Annotated in this window: 3 protein-coding genes; 2 read left to right on the top strand and 1 reads right to left on the bottom strand. The window is 59.4% G+C overall.

Features of this window, described 5'->3' with window-relative positions:
- Together WBG04_RS13830 and WBG04_RS13825 are read left to right on the top strand one after the other, a co-directional pair.
- Window positions 1–258, top strand: a 258-nt coding sequence (locus WBG04_RS13830) for a hypothetical protein (protein ID WP_424315041.1), incomplete at its 5' end; no start/stop codon positions are given.
- Window positions 255–3,647, top strand: coding sequence for an ArnT family glycosyltransferase (locus tag WBG04_RS13825; protein WP_424315040.1), 3,393 nt, complete (start codon window positions 255–257; stop codon window positions 3,645–3,647). The genes WBG04_RS13830 and WBG04_RS13825, both read left to right, overlap by 4 nt.
- A gap of 117 nt (window positions 3,648–3,764) precedes the next feature.
- Here WBG04_RS13825 and WBG04_RS13820 read toward each other — a convergent pair.
- The coding region (locus WBG04_RS13820) for a hypothetical protein (RefSeq protein WP_424315039.1) at window positions 3,765–3,979 on the bottom strand (215 nt) is incomplete at its 5' end.

Below are 3,979 nucleotides of genomic sequence, written 5' to 3'. Positions count from 1 at the left end.
CGATTCGAGATGCTCTGCCAGCGGGAACCGACGGCGGTGCAACCGCGTTTCTACCTGCAACTGCTGTCACTCTACGGCGGCCAGGTGGAAGTGAATCGCCGCTGCCGTGAGGAAATTGATCTACTCTACAAGCCATTTCAGCGGAAAGAGAAGAAGGGTGTGCTTTCGGCTTCCTGGCTGATTCTGGCGCAGGGTGAGATGGCGGCAGGACGAGTGCCGGAAGCAGCGAAGGCCCGCGAAAAGGCGAGGAAGTTATGAACAAGTTTCGCGGTCGGCGTTTTCTCCTCGCGCTCAGCATCGGGCTGGTCGGCTTGCTCATGGTCGAGTGGCTTCGGCCATCGCATCCGGTGGTGGAGAAAGTGACGCCGCCGCGTGAGGCACACTGGATTACCTGCGATGATGAGGTTCAGACGACCTCGTGTTTTCGCTATGATTTTGAGCTGAAACAGGAAGTCGTCGGTGGCTGGGTGGCGGTGGCGGCGGAGGGTGGCTTCGAGCTGATTTGCAACGCGAACTCGGTGGGGATGTTCTCACTATGGCGGTCGACCCGTCCGTTTCAAAATGGACTCTCGGAAGCGGGTCAAAGGATCTATGGTGGTGAGTCGGCGATGGCGCTGAATTTCCCGCGTGAGTATCAGTGGGAGCTGCATGCGAATCAGAAATTGCCGGTGTGGTTCGACATTCGGCCGAAGTTGCGGCGCGGATGGAACTCGCTGTCGGTGGAGCTTGAGGCGCGGCGGCCGGGGGCAGCTTTGATCCTTTGGGGTGAGGTCGAGTTGGCGGATGGCTCGAAGGTCGCCTTGAAGTCGGATCGCAACTGGTTGGCGGAGCCGGTGCCGGTGGGAGTGACGCAGTTTGAATGGACGAGGCCGGAGATTCGGTTGCGTGATTGGCGTCAGGCGGTCGAGTTGCCGTCGGAAGGTCGCGTGATGTATCGGCAGGTTCCCGATGCGGCATTCCAAGAAGGTTTCCGTGCTCCCTTTTTGGCAACGCCGCCGGGGCGCAGCGGGAGTCAGGACTGGGTGCTGAAATTTGATCGCGATGAAGGTGAGGGCGAGGCCTTCCTGCGTATCCTGGCGAACGGGCCGTATCGCGCATGGGTGAATGATCAGCCGATTCAGCCGGAGTCGAAGGCAAGTCTGGGGCTTGCGGACGGTGGCTGGCAGGTGACCTGGGAAGGCCGGCGTCCGCTGGCGGTGACACCGACGCTGATGGACCCGGATGATCTTGCGCGCGGATGGGGAGGTGATCGCTTCACCGACCCGCGACATGGAGATCCCACGGCAAATGATTTGCAGAAAGCAGAGAACGAGGCCAACCGGACGGGCGAGCGACCAACAGCCAACCGGCAGGGTCAGTTGCTTTTCGATCAGTACGGCGAGAAGGAGGAAAAGGGCCGGGAATCGGATCCGAAGGGGTATTTGGAGGAGCCGATTCGGCGGACGCCGATTAGTGTCGCGCGCGATCGCTCGGTGGAAGAGTTCTCGGCCTTCGGTGTGGGGCGCTTGCTCAAGCGTGGTGAGAATGAATTGCGTGTGCGCATGGTAGGGGCGGTGGGCGATCGCTATGGGAAAACGAGGGCATCAAAGCTGGCTGTCGATGGTTGGGCAAAGTCGGGTGGCGAATGGCGGAACTTTACCGAATGCGAGTCATGGCAGCGGACGGAAACGGGTGAGAGTGAAGGAGTGATCGAAACGGGAAGTCCTGCGCGTGACCTGAACACGGCGGCCCCGGCCATGCGTTTCCTCGGGCACTCGGGGAGACCGACGCAGCGTCGCTTGCTTGCACCACTGCTGATGCTGCTGGTTTTTGTCGGCAGCGGTGTGCTGATGAAATTACGGCGCTCATCGTATTTCGTGAGTTGGTTGGCGGAAGGGCGGTGGATGCCGGCGATGTTGATTTTCACGCTGACGATCCTCGGCTTTCATGCGGCGAAGGCGGCGATGCTTGAGCGCTCGGAGCTGCTCTTCTTCCACACATCGGGATGGCCGATGATCGCATTGGCGACGGCGGTGGTGACCGCCCTCCTGACCAAGTGGGCCATGGCAGGACGCAAGTCCGATGGCAGCTGGATTGAGCGCTGGGAGAGGCCGCTGATGGTGAGCCTGCTGGTCGTGATCGCGCTGCTACGCGGCTGGAAAATGGACTTTCAGCCTATTGACGATGATGAGTTTGCGTCGATTCAGGCGGCGGTCGCGATTGCCGAAAAGGGTGTGCCGGAGATCGGTGAAGGGATCTGGTACACACGTAGCCCGCTCTACCATTACAGTGTGGGATTGCTGGCTTGGATCTTTGGCCCCCACTTGTGGGTGCTGCGTGGCTTCTCGGTGCTCGCGGGTGTGGCGACGGGTTGGGTGCTGTGGGCGATGGCGCGGTCCATCTTCAAGGACCCGAGAATCGCAATGGGCGCTCTTGTCCTTTTCGCGCTTCACCCGTTTCTGATTTTTTCGTCGCACATCGCACGCTTCTATCAGCAACAGCAGCTGTTTCTTCTGTTAGGTATATGGACCTTCATCCGTGGATTCATTGATGAAAAGGGCAGCGATGCGTGGAGGATCGGTTCGCTGGCTGCCTTCACCGCCGCGATCCTGAGTCAGGAAATCTCGGTGACGATGGCGCCGGTCATTCTTGTCGTCTTTGTCCTCTTCGGCCGCAAGGCGCCGTGGCGTAGTGATTTCAAATTGGTGGTCGCCAGCGGTGTCGCGGGGCTGGCGGTGTTCATCGACATCATTGCCTTCCAGGTGAAGTGCATGACGCGGAGTGTCGGGGTTTCACCGAATGTGGAGGCGACGATTGCCCCGACGTTCTGGGAGCTGGGCAACATGGCCTCGATGGCGATTGGCTACTCGCGCCTGCACGTCGTATTGAGCTTGTTCGTGCTCATTTCATTGATCTCGGCGATTCGTTCAAAGGATCGTGGGGTGCTGGCGCTTCAGGTCTTCACGATTGGTGGGATCATTGCCTGCAATCTCCTGATCACTTCGGTGAGCTTCCGTTATCAATACACGCTGATTGCCCTGTGGGTTCTGCTTGGCGTGCATGGCATCGCGGTGACGGCCGAGTGGCTGTCGGAGCGGATGAAGACGGAACGGCAAGAGCTCGTGCGTCGTGCGATCGGTGGGCTGTGCTTCCTCGTCGTCCTGATTTCCTGGAGTCCGTGGCGGATTCCGGGTTCCTACTCGGAAAAAATTCTCGGTGATCCGGTGACACCACTGCGATACGTGGCAGCCATGAAGCGAAAGGGCGACAAGGTGATGATCACCGAGCCCCATCCTCACGCGGCGAAGATGGAGGTGGGTCATGCGGACTATGATCTGGTCGTGCCTCTTCTTCATGACTTCACCTACCGTGATCCGCACGGAGTGTTGCGTGATCGGAATGGAGATGCAGAAGTCGTGAATCATATCGGTCGTCTGCAGGAAGTCTTCGGTCGCGGCGATCGAATCTGGATTCTGCTCAACCGCGAGAAATTCCGTTCACGCGGAAAGAATCTCCGCTGGGAGTATCCAGGAGCGCGTGAGGAGCTGTTCATCCGCCAGAACTGCGAGTTGAAGTTCCGCTCGCACCTTTGGAATCTCTATCTCTGGGATCCATCGATAGGTCGCTACCATGCCTTCCGCCAGGAACCGGGTGGATGGGTCGACTAGCCAGGAGGAGGTGTGGGCGCAACTGAGCTCTCGCTCAATGAGGAAACGAGATTGATGAAGTGACAAGGGCTGTGGAACTCGGCCTGTCGGCTTCTAATCTGAGAATCCGCAATAAGCTCACCACCCGAGAATCCGCGTGAATGCGGCGCGCAGGACGGTTTCGAGGACAGCGGCCTCGGCGTGGGAAAGGGGGATGCGGACTTTCCGCAGCGATTTGTCGGCGGCGTCCTGACGCGAGATCGACATCAGGTAGGGGGCGCGTTCGGGATCGTCGCGCTGAATGAGGTCGAAGGCGCTGTTGGCCTTTTCGGATTGGTGGAAGAGTTTTGCTT

This window comes from Haloferula sp., from assembly GCF_049672945.1.
GTDB lineage: Bacteria > Verrucomicrobiota > Verrucomicrobiia > Verrucomicrobiales > Akkermansiaceae > Haloferula.
The sequence above is the reverse complement of the archived record's forward strand: the minus strand, read 5'-3'. Positions and strand labels throughout refer to the sequence as shown.

Bases quoted from the DNA above. Each gene is read 5' to 3' on its own strand.
- WBG04_RS13825 (WP_424315040.1), top strand. From the start codon at position 255: ATGAACAAGTTTCGCGGTCGGCGTTTTCTCCTCGCGCTCAGCATCGGG.